Consider the following 21,701-nt stretch of genomic DNA (forward strand, 5'->3'; position numbering starts at 1 on the left):
ATCGACCTTTAGCGTCGGGCCTTCCCCCGGCGCAGGGCGTTGCGCATCGCGATGCTGGAATTGATGCGGGTGACGCCGGGCAGGCGGGACAGCACTTCGCCATGGATGCGCTCGTACGAAGCGGCGCTTTCGGTTTCCACCCGCAGCCAGTAGTCCACTTGCCCGGTCATCAGGAAGCACTCCTTGATTTCGGGATGCTTGCGCACCGCTTGTTCGAAGCGGGCGAGGTATTCCTCCGTCTGCCGATCCAGCGTGACCTGCACCACCACGCTGACCATTTGCGCTTCGTCGATATCGCCGGTGACGATCGTGTATCCGCGAATCACGCCTTCATCCTCCAGCTGGCGAATACGGCGATGGCAGGCGGAGGGGGACAGGCCGATCTCCTCCGCGATCTCGGCGTTGGAGCGCCGACCGTTCAGCCGCAGCAGCCGGAGTATCTCCTGGTCCATGCGATCCAGCTTGTGCGCCATAGCCGCCCTCCCCTCCCCAACGTGATTCCAGGTTGATCCCGGCATAATCCCGGCATGATCCCATCGATCGGCAGAACCTTCACCGAATACCGCACGATCGTGCAAGACAAGTTTTCAGGCCGAACAATCTTTCAATCTTCGGTGCGTCATTCGAACGTGGATCCTATATCCTCTCTATCAAGTCCAGGAGCGTTGCATGACTGATCCCGCAAGATTGACCGGCGCCGTCCTGACGATCGACCTTGAGGCGATCGTGGCCAACTGGCGTCGCTTGCGGGATGAGAGCGGCTCGGTGCATGTCGCCGCCGTGGTCAAGGCGGACGCCTATGGCCTTGGCGTGGCGCACGTCGTGCCCGCGCTGCACGCCGCCGGATGCCGGCACTTCTTCGTGGCCCACCTGATCGAGGCGCTGGAGGTGGTGGACATCCTGCCCCGCGGCAGCTTCGTGGCGGTGCTTAGCGGGCTGAACCCCGGCGCGGAGAGCGCCTGCGCGGCCGCGGGCGTGATCCCGGTGCTGAACAGCCTGGGGCAGGCACGCCGCTGGATCGCGCAGGCCCGGATCGACAATCGCCGCCTGCCCGCGATCCTGCAAGTGGACAGCGGCATGTCGCGCCTGGGCCTGCCGCCGCACGAAGCCGCCGAGCTGGCGGCGGATCAGGAACTTACCGAACGCCTCTCGATCCTGGCAGTGATGAGCCACCTCGCTTGCGCCGACGAGCCTGAAGCACCCGCCAATCTCGCCCAGGCCGAAGCGTTTTGCCAGTTGGCCGATCTCTTCCCCGGCGTGCCGCGCAGCCTGGCCAACAGCGGCGGCTGCCTGCTGGGCGAACGGTTCGCCGGTGACATCGCCCGCCCCGGCATCGCGCTTTACGGCGGCGATCCGGCCACCGGCGATCACGCGCCCTTCGCGCCCGTCGTGCGCCTGGAAGCAGCGGTAATCCAGATGCGGCAGATCCCGGCCGGCACTGGCGTCGGCTATGGCATGACCTGGCACGCGCCGGTCCCGACCCGGCTTGCCACCATCGGCGTGGGCTATGCCGATGGCTGGCTGCGCAGCTTGTCCGGCCAAGGTGCGGCGTGGTTCGGGGAAGCTCGCCTGCCGATCGTCGGCCGCGTATCGATGGACAGCATCATCGTCGACATCTCGGCCCTGCCCGAAGGCGCGCTGGCCGAAGGCGACATGGTGGAACTGATCGGCCCGCACCAGACCATCGACGATGTGGCCCACGCCGCGGGCACCATCTCCTACGAAATTCTCACTAGTCTCGGTCAGCGGTATCATCGGGTCTATCGCCCCGCCGCTGCGCAACAGGAGCTTGCGGCATGAAGATCGCCGTTCTGGGTGCCGGCGTCATCGGCGTCACATCCGCGTGGTACCTGGCCAAGGCCGGGCACGAGGTCGAAGTGATCGACCGCCAGCCCGGTCCGGCGCTGGAGACCAGTTTCGCCAACGCCGGGCAGGTTTCGCCGGGCTACTCCGCCCCCTGGGCCGCGCCGGGCATTCCGCTCAAGGCGATGAAGTGGCTGACGATGAAGCATTCGCCGCTGGTCTTGCGCCCTGGCCTGGACTGGCAGAGCTGGCGCTGGGTCAGCCAGATGCTGCTGAACTGCACCGAAACCGCCTATGAGCGCAACAAGGGCCGCATGGTGCGCATCGCCGAATACAGCCGCGACCGTCTGGAAGACCTGCGCGCCGAAACCGGCATCGCCTATGACGAGCGCACGCAGGGCACCTTGCAGCTGTTCCGGACGCAAAAGCAGCTGGACGGCATCGGCAAGGACATCGCGGTGCTGCGCGCATACGGCGTGCCTTACGAGGTTCTCGACGTCGAGGCCTGCGTGGCGGCCGAGCCGGGCCTGCGCCAGATGCGCCATACCTTCGTGGGCGGCCTGCGCCTGCCGCATGATGAGACGGGGGACTGCTTCAAGTTCACCAACGCGCTGGCGCAACTGGCCACCGACAACGGCGTGCGGTTCCGCTTCGGCACTTCGGTCTCCGCACTGGAGCATGACGGCAGCCGCATCACCAGCGTGCGCACCGCGTCCGGCGTGGAGCGGTTCGACGCCGTGCTGGTCGCTTGCGGCAGCTTCTCCCCCGCGCTGGTCCGGCCGCTGGGCATCACGCTGCCGGTCTATCCGGTGAAGGGCTATTCCATCACCGTGCCTATCATCGACGAAGGCCGCGCGCCGGTCTCCACTATCATGGACGAGACCTACAAGGTGGCCATCACCCGCCTGGGGGACCGCATCCGCGTGGGGGGCACGGCGGAAATTTCGGGCTTCAACACGCGGCTGGATCCCGCTCGCCGGGAAACGCTGGAGACGTCGGTAGGCAGCCTGTTCCCCGGCGCGGCGGATCTGGCCGCCGGCAGCTTCTGGACCGGGATGCGCCCGATGACGCCGGACGGCACGCCGGTGATCGGCGCCACTCCGTTCGCCAACCTGTTCCTCAACACCGGGCACGGCACCCTGGGCTGGACGATGTCCTGCGGATCGGCGCAACTGATCGCGGACATCATCTCGGGCCGGAGCCCCGCCATCGATCACGCCGACCTGGGCGTGGCGCGATACGCCTGACCTCATTTTCTCCGCAAAAGGGCTATAGCATGACTATCCAACGCATCGAATCCGGCACCCGCATGAGCCAGGCCGTGATCCATGGTGACACGATCTACCTGTCGGGCCAGGTGGGTGAGCCCGGTTCCAGCGTGGCGGACCAGACCCGCCAGGTCCTGACGCAGATCGAGGACCTGCTGGCGCTGGCCGGCAGCGACAAGTCCAAGATCCTGATGGCCACCATCTGGATGGCCGACATGGCCGACTTCGCCGAAATGAACACCGTGTGGGACGCTTGGGTGGGCAGCAAGGACGCCCCGGCCCGCGCCACGGGAGAGGCCAAGCTGGCGACGCCGGACTACAAGGTGGAAATCATCGTCACCGCCGCACGCTAAGGCATTTCGCCAAGAGTTCATCCCGCCTGGCCGCGTAGCCTGCCCGTTTGGTGCAGGCTGCGCGGTCATTTTTGTGGCGGACCGCCGCGATCAGACGACCGAGGCCAGGCCGATGCCCTTTTGCACAGCCGTCTCGTTCTCGTCCGATATCTCCTGCGTCAGGAAATCCACGAAGGCGCGCACTTTGGCCAGGGCATAGTTACCCTTGGAGAACATGAGGTAGAGCGGGATCTGCGCCGTCACCAGATCGGGCAAGACCACTTCCAGCCGATCCGCCGCGATATCCTGCTCCACGAAGAACAGCGGAAGATAGCTGATCCCCAGGCCATCGATCGCGGCCTGACGGGCGAAGCGCACCGAGTTGGACGTCAGCGGCCCGCGATTCACGGTGACGGTGGTGTCGCCGGACAAGCGCCATTCGCCCACGCGCGACAAGTGCGTTTCCAGGATGCAGGTGTGATCCTTCAGGTCACTGGCGATCGAGGGGCGGCCGTTCTTTTCCAGGTACGATTTGGCCCCCACCAGCACCATCGGATAATTGCGCAGGCGCACAGCGTCCAGGCTGCTGTCGTAAGGCTCGCCCATCCAGAACGCCACGTCGAACCGGCCCTTGAGCAAGTCGGCCCGGCTGTCCGACAAGTTCACGAACAGGCGCACGTCCGGATAGGTCTGCAGGAAACGGGGGATGATGCTGGTCAGGTCGAACAGCGAGGAGACCACCGGGGCGTTGACCTTCAGTTCGCCGCGCGGGCGCGAGGTCATGCCGGTGACGATCGTGTTCGCCTCGTTCACCTCGTCCACGATGCGGGCGCAACGGGTGTACATCTCGCGTCCGGCGGGGGTGAGCGAGACCGCGCGGGTGGTGCGATCCAGCAGCTTGACCCCCAGGCTGGCCTCCAGCCGCGCGATCTGGCGGCTGACGGCGGCCTTCGAATAGCCCAGCGCCGTCGCGGCGGATGAGAAGCCGCCGGTGGAAACCACCGCGGCAAAGGACATCATGGCGATGACATTGTTGATTTCAGGTTTATCTTCCATGCGTTTCCCTCCCGTTTGTTGATCGCCCTGTCAATATGGGGGTTTGGGGATGCCGGCCGCTCTTCGGCTCGAATCCAGGCCGTGCCGGCCCTGCCCCCAACACGTCGCCATTGTCGCTAGCGCCGGAAATAACAAAATTTGGGCTACAGGACACTGGCCGCGGGCAAGCGCCATCGTCCGCAGGCCAGCGCGGCGATATGGCCCGAAGCAGACGGCAGGCGTTGCGGCCGGCGCTGGCCTGGCGCGACAGGCTTGGCTCGGCATTCCATCGTGCGACCGGCGAGTGGGGGAATGCGAAAGCAGGACCACACGCTCGGCTTTGAAGTGCAAAACGACCGGCGGGAAAAGCTCGCAAAAGCCCGCTGGCCCCGTTTCCGGCACTGAGGGCCGGTGGGTCGAAGTCTTGCATCGCGGTGCAGGCGCCCGTCTTGAGCACCGGCCGCATGATGCGGGGAGTGTAGAACGAGGCCTTCGTTCACCCGCACCCGCCGTGTCGGATTTCTCCGATGGCTGCGGCGTATAACCAATATGGTTCGCTTGGTCAAGGCCTGCGAGTCGGTGGCTGCCATCATCTAGGCCAACCACTCCCGTCATCTTGATCATTTCTGCCTGCATCGGACGGCAAAGGGTAGGGCCGGCATACGCGGAGAGACGAACCACCCGCTCATTGTTGCATTCTAACACTCGCCTCAAAACGAACGCGCCATTGTTTACTATTGACAACCAAACACCGAAACCTATGGTCACTGTTGACGAATGACACTAGGCGTCGATCCCGGTCGGCGACCCGAAGCTTCCCGCATTCCAAACAGGAGAGCCCGATGATCACCGATGCCGATGAGCTTGCCCGGCTCGACCAGCGATCGCAATTCCACCCCTTCACCGGCGTTGCCGACCTTGCCAAGGAAGGCCCCACCGTGATGACCGGCGGCCAGGGCGTGCGCGTGCGCGATGCCCATGGTCGTGAGTATCTGGACGGCATGGCCGGCCTGTGGTGCGTGAACCTGGGCTATGGCCGCAAGGAGATCACCGAGGCGATCGCCAAGCAGAGCGAGCGCCTGTCGTTTTTCCACACCTTCAACGGCATGACGACCGATGTCGTGGCCGAATGCGCCGACGCTTTGCTGAAGCGCGCACCGGTGCCGATGTCTCGCGTGTTCTTCGGCGCGTCGGGCAGCGATGCCAACGAGACGCAGCTCAAGCTAATCTGGTACTACAACAATCTTCGCGGCAAGCCCGAGAAGAAGAAGATCATCGCCCGCCAGTATAGCTATCACGGTTCGGGCGTGGCGACCGGCAGCCTGACCGGCCTGCCCAGCATGCACAACTTCTTCGACTTGCCGCAAGGCCCGATCATCCACGTCAGCGCGCCCTACTATTACCGCAAGGCGCCCGAAGGCATGAGCGAGCGCGATTTTTCGCGCCATCTCGCCAAGGAACTGGAAGAGACGATCGAGCGCGAAGGCGCGCACACCATTGCCGCCTTCTTCGCCGAAGCGGTGATGGGCGCTGGCGGCCTGATCCCGCCGCCCGAAGGCTATTTCGACGAGATCGGCCCGATCCTGAAGAAGCACGACATCCTGCTGGTGGCTGATGAAGTCGTCTCCGGTTTCGGACGCCTCGGCACTTACTGGGGTTCGCAGACCTATGGGTACGAGCCGGACCTGATCACCTCCGCCAAGGGCGTGACCAGCGGCTATTTCCCGATGTCGGTCTGCTTCATCTCGCCCAAGGTCTGGGACGTGATCGAAGGCGCGCAGGATCGCACCGGCGTGTTCGGCCACGGCTATACCTACTCCGCACACCCGGTCGGCGCGGCGGCGGCATTGGCCGCGCTCAAGCTGATCGACGAGCTGAAGGTGGTCGAGAACGTGGCCGACGTCGGCCCCTACCTGCTGGGCAACCTGAAGGACAAGCTGGGCCAGCACCCGCACATTGGCGACATTCGCGGCAAGGGCCTGATGCTCGGCGTGGAACTGGTGCAGGATCGCGCTTCCAAGGAAGCCTTCCCGCCTGCCAACCGCACCGGCCGCGAGATCCTGAAGGCCGCCGCCAAGCGCGGCCTGATCACCCGCGCCCTGGGCGACACCCTGGTGTTCGCGCCGCCGCTGGTGATCAATCGCGAAGAATCGGACGAGCTGGTCGAAAAGTTCGCCCTCGCCGTTGGTGACGTGCTGGGCTGATCCCCACCCCGGCGCTTCACATACCCCACCGGCGATTTTGAACCAGGTAGACCGAACCCATGCAAACCTCGTCGCCGGTGGAAGCTCTTTCCCACTTCGCCACCAAGGCCCCCCATCTGCGGACCGGGGGCCTGGTGAGCGCGGTGATCGTCGGCATCATCGGCGCGATGGTGATCTTCGTGACGCCGGGATTCCTGGCCGTCATCGCCGCGCAATCGGGCATGGACGATGCGCACCTGGGCTATATCGCCGCGTGGGACATCAATGCGATGGGCATCACCATCGCGATCAGCGCCTTCATGCTCACCCGCTGCAACTGGCGCGTTGCCGTCGCGGTGGCGCTGGGGCTGGTGGCGCTGGGCAACGTGGGCACGGCGCTGGCCTCGGGCTATGCCGGGATCGCCGCATCGCGCGTGGTCGCCGGCGCGGGTGAGGGCATCGCCATCGGCTTCGCCTTTGCGGCTCTGGGCCGGGCGAACAATCCCGACCGCGCCTTTTCAATCTATCTGGTTTCGGGCGCGCTGTCCAGCTCGCTGGTGCTTTATGCCCTGCCGTCCCTGCTGGTGAGCCTGACGCCGCAAGGCATCTTCGTCGCCAACGCCCTCCTCGCCCTGGCGGCGGCGTGCAGCCTGATCCAGTTCCCGGACGGCACCGCGGAAGACGACATGTTCGCCGCGGGCGGCCGCATCGATCGCCGCCTCGCGCTGTTTGCCCTGCTCGCGGTGTTCCTCTACTTCTTCGCCACCGGCGCGATCTGGAGCTATATCGAGCGGATCGGCATGGCCAGCCGCCTGGACGCCGCCGTCATCGCCAAGGGCTTGTCCTTGGGCACGCTGGCGGGCGTGATGGGCGCCGGGCTGGCGGGTCTTTTGCCGCAAAAACTGGGCCGCGCGCTGCCGCTGATCGTCAGCGGGGTGATCTCCGTCGCCAGCTTCCAGATGCTGCTGGGCACGGTGCCCGCCACCAGCTTCGTGGTCGCCGCCATCCTGCTGCTGTTCGGCTGGAACTTCGCCCAGCCGCTGCTCTCCGGTATCTGTTCCGAGGCGGACCGCTGCGGCCGCGTGGTCTGCGCGATGGGCGCGATCCAGACCTTCGGCACCGGCCTTGGCCCCGCCGCCGCCGGTGCGACCTTGCGCGGCGGCGATTTCAGCGTGGCGATCTGGTCCGCCGGCGCGATCTTGGCGACAAGCCTGGCGATAATGATCTTTGCGATCCGCCGACCGGCGACGCGGTGATCGCCTTCACCCGCTCATTTACAGAAGCAGACGTGCGTGGCTCCGGACTTGATGGGAGCCTCAGCCCCTTCGGCAAGCGAAGTTTGGCAGGATCCCGCCGCAGGTTTCGGTGACGAGGTGGTCAGCGGCACACGCAACGTGCCACTCCGCGCGTCCAGCCCACCCATTCCAAGACTATGCGAACCATCGTTTGTCTGGCGCACGCGAGCATGCTTTTCGCTGGTGGATGCTTGCTCCGGGGCGGTGCTGCAACTCATGATACTATGGTTGGTTAGCTTCGCCGTAAATTAATGAGGAACATAGATGCCCACTTTAGAAGGCAAGGTCGCTTTGGTCACCGGGGCAAGCAGAGGGATCGGCAAGGGAATCGCCCTGATTCTCGGCGCAGCAGGAGCGACGGTCTATATTACCGGTCGCACGCAGAAGGAGGGCGATGCGTGGCTTCCCGGTACGGTTGGCGCCACCGCTGAAGAGGTCACCGCCGCGGGCGGAAAGGGCATTGCGGTCGCCTGCGATCATGCGGATGACGATCAGGTCCGCAAGCTGTTTGACCAGATCAAGGGGGGGCAGGGCGCCCTGGACCTTTTGGTGAACAATGCCACGCTTCTCAATACAGGGAGTACCGAACAAAAGCCGTTTTGGGAAAAGCCGCTGGGCGTGGCCGATCTCATCAACGTGGGCCTGCGCTCAAGCTATATCGCCAGCGCCATGGCTGTCCCGCTCATGCTGGGCCGTGGCGGCGGCCTGATCGCGGGCATCTCTCTCTAAGGCGCGGTCAGCTATTTCCACGACCCCGCCTATGGTGCGGGCAAGGCGGGCATGGACAAGATGGTCTATGACATGTCGTTCGACCTGAAAAAGGAGAATATCGCCTCCGTTTCCATCTGCCTGGGTTCGTAGCCACCGAGTACGCTCAAAAAATGACGCAGGATCGACCCGACGCAGCCGATTTCCTGAAGATGTTCGAAACTCCGCAGTTCACAGGCCTCGCGATCAAGGCCGTGTTCGAAGACCCGGATCGCATGGAACTCACCGGGCAGTCGCTTATCGCCGCCGAACTTGCGCAAAAATATGGCTACCGGGATATCAACGGTGGCCAGCCCGTGAGCCATCGTTCGGACTGGGGTGAGCCGCGCCCCTTCCAAGGCGAAATAAAGGTGGGCTGAGGCTCGTAGGCGGGTCAGCAGCACCGCTCCGCATCGCTGTGACAACGCGGAGCTGTTACTGCACGGCTGATTCAAGTGCTTGCTTTAGCGTCGCAGACATCCGTGCTGCCGGAGACGTCCTTACGCGGGACAACCCCCGGCAGCCTTCTATCTTACAGGAAAACCGCGCGGGAAAGACCGCCATCCACGGCGATCGATTCACCGGTGATGCCGCTGCCGGCCTGCGAGGCGAGCAGCACGATCGGATCGGCCACTTCCTCAGCTTCCAGCATGCGCTTCAGCGCGGCGGGGGCGCCGGCTTCCCGCTCGACGATGGCTTCGAACGTGGTGCCTTCTTCCTTGGCCATCTCGTTGAACCACTCCTCGATATGCTCGGTGCGGGTCACGCCGGGGTGGATGATGTTCACGGTGATGCCGTCACGCCCCACTTCGTCGGACAGCGTCTTGGTGAAGTGTACCAGTGCCGCGTTGCGCATGCCGCTCAGCGCCTCGGTGCAGCGCGCGGTCAGCCCGCCGACGTTGACGATCCGGCCCCAGCCCGCCTTGCGCATGTGCGGCACGCAAGCCTTGCTGGTGCGGAAATAGCCGAACAGCTTGGTGTTGAGGTCCAGCATCAGCATGTCCTCGTCCGCTTCCTCGATCGCGTTGCGCACGAGGCCTCCGGGGGCGGCGGCGCAATTGACCAGGATGTGGACGCCGCCGAACAGTTCCACCGTGCGGTCGACCAGCGCCTGCACCGAAGCCATGCTGGTGGTATCGACCGCGATCGGCACCACGGTGCCGCCGGTCGACGCGACCAGTTCCGCCGCCGCCGCTTCCAGCTTGGCCACCGTGCGCGCGGCGATCACCACCTTGGCCCCCGCCAGCGCCAGCTTGCGCGCGGTTTCCTTCCCGATGCCCACACCGCCACCGGTGACGATGGCGACTTTGTCCTTCAGTCCAAGTTCAATGCTCATCGACGTCCTCCAATTTTATTCCGAGACAAATTCAATCGTCGCGCTGCCCAGCCCGCCCAGGTCCACCGATACGCGGTCTCCCGCCTTGGCGGGGGTGACGCCGGTGCAGGTGCCGCTGCTGACCCACTGGCCCGGCTCCAGCGCCAGTCCCTGCCCGGCCAGCCAGTTCGCCAGCCAGGTCACCGCCAGCAGCGGGTTGCCGAACACATCGGCGGTGGCACCTTCGCGCCGATGCGCGCCCGGACCGGACAGCGCCACCGGCAGCGCGGCGAAGCGATCGTCCCAGCCATCGGCGATACGGTCCCCGATGAACAGGCGATCGGCCATGCAATTGTCCGCGATCAACAGGCCCAGCGGCAGATCGTCATGGACGAAGCGCGAAGTGACGATCTCGATCCCGACATGCAGCGCCCCCGTGGCCTGCGCCACTTGCTCGGGGCTGAACGGCGCATCCTGCGGCAAGAGCGCGCGCGCCATTTCGAATACCAGTTCGCCTTCGACATAAGTCTCCCGCGCATCGCCGATCGTGATCGCGGAAACCGGGGCGCGCACGATGTCGCTGGTGGCAAGGCGGCCCGCGGCGGGCTCTTCCGCGCCCAGGGCCTGGCGGATGCCGGTGCCGGTGACGCCGATCTTCCATCCGGCCAACGCCTGTGCCCGCTGCGCGAACGCGTCTGCCTGAACCCGATAGGCGTCCGTCAGGCCAAGCTCTTCCGGCAGGGCGACGCCCTCTGGCCGGGCGCGCGCATCGGTGAGCGCGTGCGCAAGATCGGTGACGTGGCTCATCAATGAATCCTTAGGCGGAACCGCTTCGATCGTATCTCTGCCGCTATTGTCCACTTAACGCAACAGATAAACGATTAAACTTTCTATTGTTCGAAATATGAAGATGAGCTACGACTCCGTTCGAGACACTGGCCGCGCCCTGGTTTGGACGCTGGCGGGCAGGAGAGAACCGACATGCCGCAAGATGCTTTCGCCCTCGCCGAGAAGCTTTCGCCCGATCTGTCGGCGCGTCCGCGCCTGCTGATCATCGATGGCCGCGCCGTCCCCGCCGTTTCCGGCAAGACCTTCGCGACGATCAATCCCGCCACCGGCGAGGAGATCGCGCAAGTGGCGCATGGCGGACCGGAAGATATCGCGCTGGCCGTCACCGCCGCGCGCAAGGCGTTCGAGAACCCGGCCTGGCGGCGGATGAGCGCGGTGGACCGTGCCGCCCTGCTGTTCAAGCTGGCCGACCTGATCGAGCAGAACGCCGAGGAACTGGCGGTCCTGGAATGCATGGACAACGGCAAGCCCGCCAGCATGACGCGCTGGGTGGAAGTGGAAGGTTCGATCCGCACGTTCCGCTACTTCGCGGGCTGGGTCACCAAGTTCGGCGGTGAGACGCTGCCGGTCTCGCCCCGCAGCGGCGCGCAGATCCTGAACTACACCACGCGTGAACCGGTGGGCGTTGCCGGCTTGATCGTGCCGTGGAACTACCCGATGTCGATGGCCGCGTGGAAGGTCGCCCCGGCCCTGGCGGCGGGTTGCACCGTGATCCTGAAGCCTGCGGAACAGACCCCGCTGACCGCGCTGCGCCTGGGCGAACTGGCTTTGGAAGCGGGCATCCCGGCAGGCGTGCTGAACGTCGTCCCCGGTTTCGGTGACGCGGGCGCGGCGCTGGTCGAGCATCCCGATGTGGACAAGGTGGCCTTCACCGGCTCCACCGAAGTAGGCAAGCTGATCGTGCGCGGCGCCACGGTGAACCTCAAGAAGATAAGTCTGGAATTGGGCGGCAAGTCCCCGCAGATCGTGCTGCCCGATGCCGATCTGGACGCCGCCGCCGCCTCGATCGCGGCCGGCATCTTCTTCAACCAGGGACAGACCTGCACGGCAGGCTCGCGCCTCTATGCCCACGCCTCGATCCACGACAAGCTGCTGACGCTGGTTGCCGATCAGGCCGCCAAGCTGAAGATCGGCAACGGCCTTGATGCCGCCACCACCTTCGGCCCGCTGGTATCCGAAGAGCAGTGGGACCGGGTCAGCAGCTATGTCGAGATCGGCCGCAACGAGGGCGCGGATGTCGTCACCGGCGGCAAGCGTCCGGCGGGCCATGACAAGGGCTTCTTCTTCGAGCCGACGATCCTTACGGGCGCCACGCCATCGATGCGCGTGGTGCGCGAAGAGATCTTCGGCCCGGTGCTGAGCGCGCTTTCGTGGACCGATCCCGATGACCTGGTGCGCCAGGCCAACGACAGCGACTTCGGCCTTTCGGCGGGCATCTGGACCAATGACATCAAGCAGGCCCACCGCCTGGCGGGCGCGGTGCGCGCCGGCACGGTATGGGTCAACTGCTTCAACATGGTGGACAACGCCACCCCGTTCGGCGGCTTCAAGCAGTCCGGCTGGGGCCGCGAGCATGGCCGCAACGCCATGGAACTCTACAGCGAAATCAAGAGCGTGTGGGTCAACCTGAGCTGATCGGCAGACCCCATCTCCAGACAAAGGACAAGGCAATGAGCAACGACCGCACGCTTCTCGTCGCGACCGATGGTCAGGCGGTAATGCGCAGCCATGACAATGGCCAGAAATGGTACCGGATCAACATCGGGCAGGACCTTGAGTTCGACGATCGCGTCCGCTGCCTGTTGATCGATCCCGCCAATCCCCGCGCGGTGTTCGCCGGGGCGGAGCGCGGCCTGTTCCGCAGCGACGATTGCGGATCGCGCTGGGATCGCGTCGATTGCGAGCTGAACGACTATGCCGTGTGGAAGCTGGCGGCGAGCGAGAGCGACCCCAGCGTCATGTACGCCGGCACCGGATCGCCCACGCTTTCGATCCTGTTCCGCTCACGCGATGGCGGCAAGGGCTGGCAGCGCACCCCGCTGGAAATGCCCGAGCGTTGCGCCGGCGTCAGCCGCCCGCGCATGCTGGCGATCGCGGTCGATCCCGATGACGCGAACGACGTGATGGTCGGCGTCGAGGAAGGCGGCTATTTCCGTTCGCGCGATGGCGGCGACACCTGGGAACGGCTGGACACGACCTGGCCCGATCATCCCGGCAATTCGGACATCCACGATATCGTGATCCTGCGCGGCGAGCCCAAGGTGATCCTGGTGCTGACCGTGGTGGCGCTCTATCGCTCCACCGACGATGGCAAGACCTGGGAATTCACCAGCGCCAAGGACAGCTGGGGCCTGCGCTATTCGCGCAAGCTGCAGCAGAAGGCCGGCAGCCAGACCGAGCTGACGCTGGGCATCGGTGACGGTACCCCCGGCACCCAGGCCGCCGTGCTGGCCTCCAGCGATGCCGGCGCCACCTGGACGCGCACCGAACTGTCGCAACCGGCCAACAGCTGCATCTGGGCCTTCGCCGTCAACGATGCCGATCCCGATTTCCTGCTGACCGCCACCAAGTTCGGCAACCTCTATCGCAGCGAAGACGGCGGCAAGCGCTGGCAGAAGGAATGGCGCGAATTCAACGAGATCACCGATCTCGCCTGGATCGACGCGGTTCCCGCAGACATGGAGCTGCCGCATGTCACTGGCTAACACCTCACCCGTGCGGGTCGCCGCGATCGCACATATCGTGCTGTTCGTGAAAGACCCCGAAGCCTCGGCACGCTGGTATAGCGAGATCCTGAACATGGAGATCACCGCGCGTGCCGCCGATGGCCCTTACAAGGGCGGGATCTTCATGAGCTTTGGCCAGCACGATCACGATATCGCGCTGTTCCAGAGCCAGGCCCCGGACCACAAGGGCCGCGAGTTCGAACATGTCGGCCTGCGCCTTGCCACCGACAATGCCGAAGACTTGCGCCGCATCTACGCGTTCTTCCTCGACAAGGGCGTGAAGATTGCCGAGGTCCTGGATCACGGCGTTTCCACCGGGATCTACTTCTACGATCCCGACGGCCACATGCTGGAAGTGTTCCACCAGCGCATCCCGGCCGAAGGCGGGGCGGCGATCGCCGAGTTGCGCGGCAACGAAGGCCAGGCCGATCCGGTGACGCTGGACCCGCTGCGCGGCTGAGCCGCACTCCAAGAATTCCGGCGGCAGTGCCGCCCTATCCATGAGGGATATCACAATGAGTGAGAACAAGGGCCTGGGAGCCTTCAAGATCCGCCGCTGGTACAGCCAGATCCAGGAAATCTGCAGCGGTGAGACCGGCGCGCCCGCCGATGGCGAACCCGTGTTCAAGTACATGGTCGCCGCCTGCGTTCAGAACCCCTACGCCGGCCAGTATGTCCAGGACCTGGGCGAATGGATCGAAGCGTCGCCCGCGCTGGGCGTGGAGATCGGCCGCCGCCTGAACGAACTGACCGGCGGCAAGGCGATCGAAAGCTACGGCAAGGCCATCGTCGTGGGCATCGATGGCGAGTACGAGCATGGCAACGCCCTCCTGACCAACCCCGCCGCCAACCCGGTGCGCGATGCGGTGGGCGGCGGCAAGTCGTGGGTGCCCTCCACCGGCAAGCGCGGCGGCCCCGGCACCACGCTGGATATTCCGCTGGCGCACAAGGACGCGCTCTACGTGCGTTCGCACTATGACACGATGAGCGTCTCGTTCGACGATGCGCCCAACCGCGATGAAGTGATCGTGTGCTGGGCCTTCGCCACGCGCGGCCGCCTCAATGCACGCCTGGGCGGCCTTCAGGTCGCCGATGTGCGCGGCGAAGACGGTCTGGTCTGAGCCCCATGGACGCAGCCGTGATCACGCCCGGCCACGCCCCTGCCCCGGTCGCGAAAGCGCCGGGGGAGCGGGAAAGCTTCGTGCAAAGCCGCGACGGCCTTTCGCTCCGCGTGCGCGAATGGGGCGATCCCGCGGGTGATCCGATCGTGCTGCTGCACGGTCTGCGTGGCTATTCCGGCACGTGGCGCGCCCTGGCCGCCGCGTTGCCGGAACGCCGCCTGATCGCGTTGGACCAGCGCGGCCGTGGCGACAGCGACTGGGATCCGGACTGCAATTACTATACCGACGCCTATCTGTCCGATCTGGAAGCGGTGGTCGAACATTTCGGCCTCACCCGCTTCACCCTGATCGGGCACTCGCTGGGCGGGACGACATCCTATGTCTATGCCGCGCAGAACCCCGACAAGCTGGACGCGGTGATCATCGAGGACATCGCCCCCGGCTCTTCCGCCAGCGGTGCCGGGGCAGAACGGATCAAGGCCGAGATGGCCGCGCTGCCCGTCGACTTTGCGGACTGGAGCGCGGCGCGCGCCTACTGGCGCAAGGCGCGCCCCTCGGTGGGCGAAGCCGCGCTGGAGGAACGCCTGGCCGAAAGCCTGCGCGAAACGCCGCAAGGCCGCATCGGCTGGCGCTATGACGCCGCCGGGATCAGCCGCACGCGGATCGATCCCGATCCCGCACGAGTGGTGGACTTGTGGCCCGTGGTCGAAGCGATCCGCACCCCCGCGTTCGTGATCCGGGGCGGCAAATCCGATTTCTGCCGGCTGGACACCGTGCTGGAGATGGAGCGCCGCAACCCGCGCTTCACCCATGTCACCGTGCCATCGGCCAGCCATTACGTGCACGATGATGCCGCCGATGTGTTTAACGCCCTTGTCACCGGCTGGCTTGCGGGCGTGCGCTCTGCCACCGCCCCGAACCCGTCCTGAGACGAAGAGAGAGGAAGAAAAGACGATGCCAAGCCAGCGCGGTAACGGGGCGGTCGCCCTCCTGAAGGCGCTGCATGCCGGTGGCGCGCGCATCTGCTTCGCCAACCCCGGCACGACCGAGCTGACGCTGGTGGACGCTCTGGCCGAAGTGCCGGAAATCCGCTCCATCCTGTCGTTGTTCGAAGGTGTCTGCACCGGCGCGGCGGACGGGTATTTCCGCGTATCGGGCGAAGTCCCGCTGACGCTGCTGCACCTGGGCCCCGGTTTCGCCAACGGCATCGCCAACCTGCACAACGCCCGCCGCGCCCATTCCGGCATCATCAACATCATCGGCGATCACGCGCAGTGGCACCTGCCCTATGATGCGCCGCTGACGTCGGATATCCGCTCGCTCGCCTCGCCCGTCTCACGCGCGGTGGTGACGATGACCGATATCAACGCCATCGACGCCGACGCCGCCCACGCACTGGAAGCCGCACGGGGCGTGCCCGGCGGCCCGGCCACGCTGATCGTGCCGACCGACATCATGGACACGCATGTAGCGCCCGCCGCTGCGGTTCCGGCACAGCCCGCACAGCGCCGCAAGGTCTCCGCCGAGCGTATCGCCCAGGCGGCGGAACGCGCGGGCCAAGCGCCTGACCTGATCCTGCTGCTGGGCGGCGACGCCCTTTCGCCCGAGGCGCAACGCGCCGCCGCCGCCATCGTCGGCAAGCTGGGCGGCCGCGTGCTGATGGAGCCCTATCCCGCGATCGTGACGCTGGGCGGCGATCTGCCCCCGATCGAGCGGCAGGCCTATTTCCCTGACGATGTGATCCGCCAGATGGGCGAGGCGCTGGTGGTGGTCGCCGGCACCCGCGCGCCGATCAGCTACTTCGGTTATGAAGGCTATCCCAGCCAGTTGGTGCCCGATGAGCGGCTGCTGATCCTGAGCGAACTGGATGAGGACGGTGTGGGCGCGCTTCAGGCTTTGGCCGAGACGCTGGCTGCGGCGGCGGTTACCCCGGCAACCCATGCTTCGCCAGCTCCCGCCTCCACCCCGGACGCCGCGCTGACGCCCAACCTGATCGTCGAATCCCTGATCGAGCGTCTGCCCGAGGACGCGATCATCTCGCTGGAAGGCTCCACCCTGGGCGGCCCCTGGCTGCGCGAGGCGCGGCGGGCCAAGCGCCACCGGGTGATGACCAACACCGGCGGCGCGATCGGCCAGGGCCTACCTTGCGCGGCAGGTGCGGCTCTCGCGGCTCCTGGTTCGCGCGTGGTCTCGCTGCAATCGGACGGTAGCGGCCACTACACCTTGCAGGCGCTGTGGACGATGGCGCGTGAGAAGCTGCCGGTGACGATCATCCTGGCCGCCAATCACCGCTATGGCATCCTGCAGACCGAGCTGAATCGCGTGGAAGCCCCGCTGGAAGACCCGGTGATCGCATCGCTCACCCGTCTGGACAATCCGCGTGCCGACTGGACCGCGCTGGCGGCCGGTTATGGCGTGGAAGCGGTGCGCGTCACCGATGTCGCCGGGCTCAACGCCGCGCTGGAGCGTGGCCTGTCGCTGGATGGGCCGCTGCTGATCCAGGCGGAACTGCCATGAGCGATCGTCCGGTCGACGCTAACCCGGTCGCTATCGTCACCGGCGGCAGCGGCGGCCTGGCCCCTGGCATCGCCGCCGTGCTGCGCGATCAAGGCTATGCCATCGTGCTGGTGGCGCGTGGCGAGGAGGCACTGACCGCCGCCGCCGATGCGCTGTCGGCCCAAGGCGCGACCGTCGCCGCGGTCGGCGCTGACGTTACAGACGCCGCATCGGTTTCCGCCATGGTGGCCCAAGTGCTGGAGCGGTTCGGCCGGATCGACCTGCTTGTGAACGCAGCCGCCAGCAGCCACCCCATCGGCGGCGCGATCGAGGAAGTCGAAGTGGGCAACGTGATCGCCGATCTGGATACCAAGGTCGGCGGCTACTTGCGCTGCATCCAGGCCGTGGTCCCGGCGATGAAGCGCCAGGGCCAGGGCCGCATCGTCAACATCGGCGGCCTGACCGGCCGGTCCAGCGACACGCTGAGCGGCTTGCGAAACGCAGCGGTGGCGCACCTTACCAAAGTGCTGTCCGATCAGCTCGGCCCAGCGGGCATCACCGTTAACGCGCTTCATCCCGGCATCACCCAGACCCCGCACCTGGACGAGCTGTTCGAAGAGATGGCGCAGGAGAACGGCGGCACCGCGCAGCAGGTGGAGGCCGATTTCGTCAGCCAGATTCCCACGCGCCGCCTTTGCACGCCTGCGGAAATGGGCGAGACCATCGCCTTCCTGGCGGGCCCCGGCGGCCGGTCAATCACCGGCCAGTCCATCACGGTGGACGGCGGTTATTCGCGAGGCGTCTATTTGTGAGGATCGACATGAGCCAGCAGCCCGCCCCCGTCCAGCGCTATCCCCTTTCGCTGCGAATCCTGCACTGGATACGGGCGGTGCTGATCCTGGGGCTGATCGCGCTGGGATATGTCATGACCTCGATGCCCGAAGACGCGACGATCACCTACACGCTGCTCTATCCCACGCATAAGGAGTTTGGCGTGCTCGTCTTCCTGATCGCGCTGGTGCAACTGGCGATCCGATCACGCTCCAACCTGCCTGCGCTGCCGCCCGGTCTGGCGCGGTGGGAGGTGGTCCTGTCCAAGACGGTCCACCATGCGATGCTGGTGCTGATCGTGGTGGTGCCGCTGATGGGCTATGCCATGTCCAGCAGCTTCACCCAGAGCGACGGCGTGCCGTTCTTCTTCACCGAGCTTCCCGAACTCCTGCCCAAGAACGACAAGGCGTTCGAAGTGTTCGACGCGCTGCACAAGTGGCTCGCCTACACGCTGCTCGTGCTCGTTGTGCTGCATGTGGCCGGTGTCCTGAAGCACCGGTTCTTCGACAAGGGTGGCGACACAGACGTGCTGCCACGGATGCTCTAACTCCCATTCAAGAAGAAACAGCATGACTTCCAATCCCCTCGCCCTGATCACTTCCTATCTGCGCGACGATGGCCCGATCGTGGTGGAAAATCCCGCCAACGGCGAAGTCGTCGGCCGCATCGCCAGCCATGACGCGGACCAGGTTTCGGCGATCATCGACAAGGCCGATACCGCGCGGATCGCCTGGGCCAAGCTAACCGCGAAGGAACGCGCCAAGCTGATGCGCGCCTGGCACGATCTGGTCATGGCGAACGCCGATGATCTGGCGCGGATCATGACGCTGGAAAGCGGCAAGCCGCTGGCCGAATCCAAGGGCGAGGTTACTTACGGCGCCGGCTATATCGAATGGTTCGCCGAAGAGGGCAAACGCGCCTATGGCGAGACGATCCCCGGCTTTTCGCCCAAGAGCCGCATCGTCACCATCCTCCAGCCCGTAGGCACGTGCGCGGCGATCACCCCGTGGAACTTCCCGCTGGCGATGATCACCCGCAAGGTCGCGCCTGCTCTGGCCGCCGGCTGCTCGATGGTGGTCAAGCCCGCCGAGGCAACGCCGCTGACGGCACTGGCGCTGGAAGCCCTGGCGCAGCAGGCCGGCATCCCTGAAGACCTGTTCCGCATCGTGCCGACCAAGACTTCTTCGGCGGTAGGCAACCTGTTCTGCTCGCACCCCAAGGTGCGCAAGCTCAGCTTCACCGGCTCGACCAAGGTGGGCCAGATCCTGATGGCGCAAGCCGCACAGCAGATCACGCGCCTCAGCCTGGAACTGGGCGGCAACGCGCCCTTCATCGTGTTCGACGATGCCGATCTGGACGCCGCCGTTGAAGGTGTGATCGCTTCCAAGTATCGCAACGCCGGGCAGACCTGCGTGTGCGCCAATCGCCTGCTGGTGCAGGACAGCATCCACGATGCCTTCGTGGAAAAGCTGAAGGCGCGCATCGGCACCCTGAAGATGGGCGATGGCATGGCCGAAGGCGTGAACCTGGGCCCGCTGATCGACGCCAAGGAGGCGGCGCGCGTGGCGGACGTGGTGAAGGAAACGATCGGCGCGGGCGGCAAGCTCGTCGTCGGCGGTGAGGAGGCAAACGGCGCGTTCTATGCCCCCACCGTCATCACCGGCGTGACCCAGGATATGGAGATCGCGCGCGAGGAAATCTTCGGCCCCGTCGCCCCGGTGATCCGCTTCACGGACGAGGCCGAGGCGATCCGCATCGCCAACGATACGATCTACGGCCTGGCCGCCTATTTCTACAGCCGTGACATCGGCCGCATCTGGCGCGTGATGGAAGGGCTGGAATACGGCATGGTGGCGATCAACGAAGGCATCCTCTCCAGCGAGGTGGCACCCTTTGGCGGCGTCAAGCAATCGGGCATGGGCCGCGAAGGATCGCGCCACGGCTTGTCGGAATACATGGAGCTGAAGTACGGCCTGATGGGCGGTATCGAGGGCTGAGGCCCGAAGCCTCGACGCCGGGCGGGCAATATCCGCCTGCCCGGCGCAAGTGCCTGAAATCATAATAGATCGGTAGCAGGCGCGGCGCGTTACAGTAACGGTATCAAAACTGTAATGCGCTTTGCTGGCCGCAGGCCAGTGCTACCTTGGATGGGAGATGTGGCGTTTGCCTGGCGCATCCGATGCCGGGCCGGCGTCACGGACGAAAAGCTGGAATGACGGGGCACGCGCCGATCGGTTTCCCGGCAGACGGACATGCAAACGCAATAGATGAGGATCGGCGATGCCGATCAGCGAACGGAGTTTGATGATGCGTGCGAAGAAGTTTGTAGCGGCTATGGTTCTGGGCTTGCTGGGCGTGACGCCGGCGCTGGCCCACCACAGCTTCGCGATGTTCGACCAGACCAAGATCCAGCAAGCCACCGGCTCTGTCAGCCAGTTCCGCTGGACCAATCCGCACAGCTTCGTCGTGCTGGATGTGAAGGGCACGAAGTACGTGCTGGAATGCAACAGCACCAACATGATGAGCCGCGCCGGGTGGAAAGTGAACACCATCAAGGCGGGCGACAAGATCGCCATCGCCTTCTACCCGCTGCGCAACGGCCAGCCGGGCGGCATGCTCAAGACCGTGACGCTGCCGGGCGGCAAGACGCTGAGCGCCTGGTGATCGCGGGGGGCTGGCATTGTCCGGCCCCCTGTTTTTCGGGCTTAGGCTTTTCGAGCTGAGATAAGCGCTGCCCATCACCGCTAGCGGCGGTGGGGTGGCAAGGGGTTGCCGATCGCACCCGGGCGCTGATCCCGGCGTTGCCGGCTGGATGGAGGATTGTGATGAGACTTTCGAAGATCGCCCTCATGGCCGCGCTGGGCCTTGGCATGCCCCTTCAAGCCGTGGCCGCCACCAAGTCCGCGCCCGCGGCACCCGCCGCCAAGGTGGAAGGACCGGACATCTCGGGCGTGTGGGAAATCTATCCCGATCCTTTCGCCGGGGACGAGAACACGTTCAAGGAACTGCCGGTGCCCAACGGCGGCCCCAAGCTGAAGGAACCGTTCGCCAGCCAGTGGAAGGCCAAGCGCGCCGATCGTGACGCCAAGATCGCCGCCGGTACACCGCTGGCCGATCCCAGCACGCTGTGTCTGCCCGAAGGCATGCCTTCGATCATGGGCGCGATCTTCCCGCTGCAGATCCTGCAGACGCCGGGCCAAGTCACCGTGCTGGCCGAATTCCTCACACAGACGCGGCGCATCCTGCTGGGCAAGACGATGCCGCCCGATGACGAGCTTTCGCCCAACTACTACGGGTATTCCGTGGGCCGCTGGGAAGGCGATACCCTGGTCGTCACCACGCGCGGCGTGCGCGAGGACGTGCAGTTCTTCGAAATCCCCCACAGCGGCAAGATGCAGATCACCGAGCGCATCCGCCTGACCGCGCCGGGCTATCTAGAAGACCAGATCACGGTGGAGGACCCCGAGACCCTGCAGGAGCCCTATCGCTTCTCATACGGATACAAGCTCAATCCGGAATACGAGATCAAGGAATACCTCTGCGACAAGGAAGACCCGCTGTTCAAGGTGAACGATGATGGCACCGTGTCGATGAAGACCGATGCCACGAATGGCGCCGCCCCCGCCACCGCACCTGCAGCCGCTGCTCCGGCGGCCACTGCGCCCGCGGGCAAGGGCAAGAAGAAGTAGGCCGGGCAGGA

General features: G+C 65.5%; 22 protein-coding genes. 18 read left to right on the plus strand and 4 right to left on the minus strand.

The window, feature by feature from the left end; genetic code table 11:
• Window positions 1-8: 8 nt before the first annotated feature.
• The gene (locus GGR39_RS01130) at window positions 9-473 is read right to left on the minus strand and encodes an Lrp/AsnC family transcriptional regulator (protein ID WP_183615523.1); all 465 of its coding nucleotides are present in this window, start codon (window positions 471-473) and stop codon (window positions 9-11) included.
• A gap of 196 nt (window positions 474-669) precedes the next feature.
• Here GGR39_RS01130 and alr point away from each other — a divergent pair, with 196 nt between their 5' ends.
• From alr to GGR39_RS01145, 3 genes are read left to right on the plus strand one after another with little or no spacing between them, the layout of a single operon-like run.
• A complete protein-coding gene (gene alr, locus GGR39_RS01135) occupies window positions 670-1,800 on the plus strand; it encodes an alanine racemase (RefSeq protein WP_183615524.1) in 1,131 nt (376 codons plus the stop codon).
• Entirely contained in the window at window positions 1,797-3,050 is a 1,254-nt protein-coding gene (locus GGR39_RS01140) for a D-amino acid dehydrogenase (RefSeq protein WP_183615525.1), read from the plus strand. The genes alr and GGR39_RS01140 overlap by 4 nt, the downstream gene beginning before the upstream one ends.
• A gap of 29 nt (window positions 3,051-3,079) precedes the next feature.
• Window positions 3,080-3,424: a RidA family protein gene (locus GGR39_RS01145; protein WP_183615526.1), complete on the plus strand. Its 345-nt coding sequence runs from the start codon at window positions 3,080-3,082 to the stop codon at window positions 3,422-3,424.
• A gap of 90 nt (window positions 3,425-3,514) precedes the next feature.
• On the opposite strand, the gene GGR39_RS01150 is transcribed toward GGR39_RS01145, so the two are convergent.
• Entirely contained in the window at window positions 3,515-4,459 is a 945-nt protein-coding gene (locus GGR39_RS01150) for a LysR family transcriptional regulator (protein WP_221225894.1), read from the minus strand.
• 821 nt (window positions 4,460-5,280) lie between these two features.
• Here GGR39_RS01150 and GGR39_RS01155 point away from each other — a divergent pair.
• From GGR39_RS01155 to GGR39_RS01170, 4 genes are all read left to right on the plus strand, one after another.
• Complete coding sequence (locus GGR39_RS01155) at window positions 5,281-6,642, plus strand: aminotransferase (RefSeq protein ID WP_183615527.1); 1,362 nt, start codon at window positions 5,281-5,283, stop codon at window positions 6,640-6,642.
• A 59-nt stretch (window positions 6,643-6,701) separates the two neighbouring features.
• The gene (locus GGR39_RS01160) at window positions 6,702-7,877 is read left to right on the plus strand and encodes an MFS transporter (protein WP_183615528.1); all 1,176 of its coding nucleotides are present in this window, start codon (window positions 6,702-6,704) and stop codon (window positions 7,875-7,877) included.
• Window positions 7,878-8,180: 303 nt separating this feature from the next.
• Window positions 8,181-8,645, plus strand: a complete 465-nt coding sequence (locus GGR39_RS01165) for an SDR family NAD(P)-dependent oxidoreductase (RefSeq protein WP_183615529.1) — start codon at window positions 8,181-8,183, stop codon at window positions 8,643-8,645.
• Window positions 8,646-8,797: 152 nt separating this feature from the next.
• Complete coding sequence (locus tag GGR39_RS01170) at window positions 8,798-9,043, plus strand: Rossmann-fold NAD(P)-binding domain-containing protein (protein ID WP_183615530.1); 246 nt, start codon at window positions 8,798-8,800, stop codon at window positions 9,041-9,043.
• Between the two features lie 152 nt (window positions 9,044-9,195).
• Here the strand turns inward: GGR39_RS01170 and GGR39_RS01175 are convergent, their stop codons facing one another.
• Together GGR39_RS01175 and GGR39_RS01180 are read right to left on the minus strand one after the other, a co-directional pair.
• A complete protein-coding gene (locus GGR39_RS01175; protein ID WP_183615531.1) occupies window positions 9,196-9,999 on the minus strand; it encodes an SDR family NAD(P)-dependent oxidoreductase in 804 nt (267 codons plus the stop codon).
• A gap of 15 nt (window positions 10,000-10,014) precedes the next feature.
• On the minus strand, window positions 10,015-10,785 hold the full coding sequence (locus GGR39_RS01180; protein ID WP_183615532.1) for a 2-keto-4-pentenoate hydratase: 771 nt from the start codon (window positions 10,783-10,785) through the stop codon (window positions 10,015-10,017).
• A gap of 174 nt (window positions 10,786-10,959) precedes the next feature.
• On the opposite strand from GGR39_RS01180, the gene GGR39_RS01185 reads away from it, so the two are divergent.
• From GGR39_RS01185 to GGR39_RS01235, 11 genes are all read left to right on the plus strand, one after another.
• A complete protein-coding gene (locus GGR39_RS01185) occupies window positions 10,960-12,462 on the plus strand; it encodes an aldehyde dehydrogenase family protein (RefSeq protein WP_183615533.1) in 1,503 nt (500 codons plus the stop codon).
• A 35-nt stretch (window positions 12,463-12,497) separates the two neighbouring features.
• Window positions 12,498-13,532 (plus strand): WD40/YVTN/BNR-like repeat-containing protein, encoded by a 1,035-nt coding sequence (locus GGR39_RS01190; RefSeq protein WP_183615534.1) that lies wholly within the window; start codon window positions 12,498-12,500, stop codon window positions 13,530-13,532.
• Complete coding sequence (locus tag GGR39_RS01195; protein ID WP_183615535.1) at window positions 13,519-14,013, plus strand: VOC family protein; 495 nt, start codon at window positions 13,519-13,521, stop codon at window positions 14,011-14,013. Before GGR39_RS01190 ends, GGR39_RS01195 begins: the two co-directional genes overlap by 14 nt.
• Before the next feature lie 55 nt (window positions 14,014-14,068).
• Entirely contained in the window at window positions 14,069-14,674 is a 606-nt protein-coding gene (locus GGR39_RS01200; RefSeq protein ID WP_058736275.1) for an amino acid synthesis family protein, read from the plus strand.
• A 17-nt stretch (window positions 14,675-14,691) separates the two neighbouring features.
• Entirely contained in the window at window positions 14,692-15,603 is a 912-nt protein-coding gene (locus GGR39_RS01205; RefSeq protein WP_242867099.1) for an alpha/beta fold hydrolase, read from the plus strand.
• 25 nt (window positions 15,604-15,628) lie between these two features.
• Window positions 15,629-17,191, plus strand: a complete 1,563-nt coding sequence (locus GGR39_RS01210) for an acetolactate synthase large subunit (protein ID WP_183615536.1) — start codon at window positions 15,629-15,631, stop codon at window positions 17,189-17,191.
• A complete protein-coding gene (locus GGR39_RS01215; protein ID WP_183615537.1) occupies window positions 17,188-17,982 on the plus strand; it encodes an SDR family NAD(P)-dependent oxidoreductase in 795 nt (264 codons plus the stop codon). Before GGR39_RS01210 ends, GGR39_RS01215 begins: the two co-directional genes overlap by 4 nt.
• A gap of 8 nt (window positions 17,983-17,990) precedes the next feature.
• Entirely contained in the window at window positions 17,991-18,548 is a 558-nt protein-coding gene (locus GGR39_RS01220; RefSeq protein ID WP_058736279.1) for a cytochrome b, read from the plus strand.
• 22 nt (window positions 18,549-18,570) lie between these two features.
• Entirely contained in the window at window positions 18,571-19,998 is a 1,428-nt protein-coding gene (locus GGR39_RS01225; protein WP_183615538.1) for an NAD-dependent succinate-semialdehyde dehydrogenase, read from the plus strand.
• Window positions 19,999-20,308: 310 nt separating this feature from the next.
• The gene (locus GGR39_RS01230; protein WP_183615539.1) at window positions 20,309-20,665 is read left to right on the plus strand and encodes a DUF6152 family protein; all 357 of its coding nucleotides are present in this window, start codon (window positions 20,309-20,311) and stop codon (window positions 20,663-20,665) included.
• A 161-nt stretch (window positions 20,666-20,826) separates the two neighbouring features.
• Window positions 20,827-21,690: a hypothetical protein gene (locus GGR39_RS01235; protein WP_221225895.1), complete on the plus strand. Its 864-nt coding sequence runs from the start codon at window positions 20,827-20,829 to the stop codon at window positions 21,688-21,690.
• Window positions 21,691-21,701: the final 11 nt, after the last annotated feature.

It is taken from the genome of Novosphingobium fluoreni (assembly GCF_014196615.1).
In the GTDB taxonomy this organism is placed as follows: Bacteria; Pseudomonadota; Alphaproteobacteria; order Sphingomonadales; family Sphingomonadaceae; genus Novosphingobium; species Novosphingobium fluoreni.

Excerpts from the sequence above, each read along its gene's own strand:
- GGR39_RS01220 (WP_058736279.1), top strand. The coding sequence starts at position 17,991 with ATGAGCCAGCAGCCCGCCCCCGTCCAGCGCTATCCCCTTTCGCTGCGA.
- GGR39_RS01140 (WP_183615525.1), top strand. The coding sequence starts at position 1,797 with ATGAAGATCGCCGTTCTGGGTGCCGGCGTCATCGGCGTCACATCCGCG.
- GGR39_RS01130 (WP_183615523.1), bottom strand. The coding sequence starts at position 473 with ATGGCGCACAAGCTGGATCGCATGGACCAGGAGATACTCCGGCTGCTG.
- GGR39_RS01235 (WP_221225895.1), top strand. The coding sequence starts at position 20,827 with ATGAGACTTTCGAAGATCGCCCTCATGGCCGCGCTGGGCCTTGGCATG.
- GGR39_RS01200 (WP_058736275.1), top strand. The coding sequence starts at position 14,069 with ATGAGTGAGAACAAGGGCCTGGGAGCCTTCAAGATCCGCCGCTGGTAC.
- GGR39_RS01185 (WP_183615533.1), top strand. The coding sequence starts at position 10,960 with ATGCCGCAAGATGCTTTCGCCCTCGCCGAGAAGCTTTCGCCCGATCTG.
- alr (WP_183615524.1), top strand. The coding sequence starts at position 670 with ATGACTGATCCCGCAAGATTGACCGGCGCCGTCCTGACGATCGACCTT.
- GGR39_RS01170 (WP_183615530.1), top strand. The coding sequence starts at position 8,798 with ATGACGCAGGATCGACCCGACGCAGCCGATTTCCTGAAGATGTTCGAA.
- GGR39_RS01195 (WP_183615535.1), top strand. The coding sequence starts at position 13,519 with ATGTCACTGGCTAACACCTCACCCGTGCGGGTCGCCGCGATCGCACAT.
- GGR39_RS01215 (WP_183615537.1), top strand. The coding sequence starts at position 17,188 with ATGAGCGATCGTCCGGTCGACGCTAACCCGGTCGCTATCGTCACCGGC.
- GGR39_RS01175 (WP_183615531.1), bottom strand. The coding sequence starts at position 9,999 with ATGAGCATTGAACTTGGACTGAAGGACAAAGTCGCCATCGTCACCGGT.
- GGR39_RS01160 (WP_183615528.1), top strand. The coding sequence starts at position 6,702 with ATGCAAACCTCGTCGCCGGTGGAAGCTCTTTCCCACTTCGCCACCAAG.
- GGR39_RS01210 (WP_183615536.1), top strand. The coding sequence starts at position 15,629 with ATGCCAAGCCAGCGCGGTAACGGGGCGGTCGCCCTCCTGAAGGCGCTG.
- GGR39_RS01230 (WP_183615539.1), top strand. The coding sequence starts at position 20,309 with ATGCGTGCGAAGAAGTTTGTAGCGGCTATGGTTCTGGGCTTGCTGGGC.
- GGR39_RS01145 (WP_183615526.1), top strand. The coding sequence starts at position 3,080 with ATGACTATCCAACGCATCGAATCCGGCACCCGCATGAGCCAGGCCGTG.
- GGR39_RS01155 (WP_183615527.1), top strand. The coding sequence starts at position 5,281 with ATGATCACCGATGCCGATGAGCTTGCCCGGCTCGACCAGCGATCGCAA.
- GGR39_RS01165 (WP_183615529.1), top strand. The coding sequence starts at position 8,181 with ATGCCCACTTTAGAAGGCAAGGTCGCTTTGGTCACCGGGGCAAGCAGA.
- GGR39_RS01190 (WP_183615534.1), top strand. The coding sequence starts at position 12,498 with ATGAGCAACGACCGCACGCTTCTCGTCGCGACCGATGGTCAGGCGGTA.
- GGR39_RS01180 (WP_183615532.1), bottom strand. The coding sequence starts at position 10,785 with ATGAGCCACGTCACCGATCTTGCGCACGCGCTCACCGATGCGCGCGCC.
- GGR39_RS01225 (WP_183615538.1), top strand. The coding sequence starts at position 18,571 with ATGACTTCCAATCCCCTCGCCCTGATCACTTCCTATCTGCGCGACGAT.
- GGR39_RS01150 (WP_221225894.1), bottom strand. The coding sequence starts at position 4,459 with ATGGAAGATAAACCTGAAATCAACAATGTCATCGCCATGATGTCCTTT.